We start from the raw sequence: 816 nt of genomic DNA, 5'->3' as shown, positions 1-816 counted from the left end.
TCCCTCTCAAGCCCCTCGGCCGCCTTGCCGGCAAGGGCGGCGCCGACCACGCGGTAGCCCGCGAGCTCCCAGGCCTCGCGGGCGGCGTTCATCATGGTGGTCTTGCCGGCGCCGGCGCGGCCGACGACTGCGGCGATGGCGCCCGCCTTCGTCACATGCTCGATAGCAGCTCTCTGCTCGGCGGAGAGCCGCTCGTGACGCGAGAAGACGCCCTCCAGCACCTTATCGCGAACGCCATGCGAGCCGCGCTCCGACAGCCAGATCGCGCGGCGCGCCATGCCGGCTTCGAGGCGGATCAGCTCGCGCGTGGTATAGCGCGCCGGCGTCCTCTCGCCGGTCGCGAAGTCGACGCTCTCACGCTCGATGCGGAGCAGCTTCGGGCTTTGCAGAATGCGCGCCATCAGATTCCGGAAGTCGCCGGCATCCTCGACATAGCGGTGCAGCACCTTGGCGATATCGCGCTCGGTAAAGACGCTCTTTTCCGAAGAGACTACATCGAGCACGATCTCCGGCTTGCGCAGGATGCGTTTGCGGTTCTCGGCCTTGCGCTCCTCGAACAGCTCGATGCGTTCGAGCTTCGGCGACCAGCCAGCCTTCTCGCCCTTCCGGTCGATCGCCTTCGTCGCCACGCCGATATGCGTCGTCGGCACCAGGTCGATGCCACGCTCGGCATAGGAACGTCCGTCGATGCGGATTTCCAAACCGGCGAGCGCCAGATGCTGATTCTGCAGGTCGAGCCAGCGATTGCGCTGCTCCAGGAATTCCGCCTTCTCGCCGGACCAGAGTCGGTAGACGATCTTGCCGGCCTTGTTGCGC

Annotated in this window: 1 protein-coding gene; it reads right to left on the bottom strand. The window is 66.4% G+C overall.

Annotated features, from left to right (window positions below; translation table 11 throughout):
* On the bottom strand, positions 1–816 hold an 816-nt coding region (locus EOA60_RS35345), incomplete at both ends, for a MobA/MobL family protein (protein WP_164899890.1).

The sequence above is a fragment of the Mesorhizobium sp. M1A.F.Ca.IN.020.06.1.1 genome (assembly GCF_004023265.1).
Lineage (GTDB): Bacteria > Pseudomonadota > Alphaproteobacteria > Rhizobiales > Rhizobiaceae > Mesorhizobium.
This window is presented reverse-complemented; position numbering and strand designations above follow the sequence as displayed.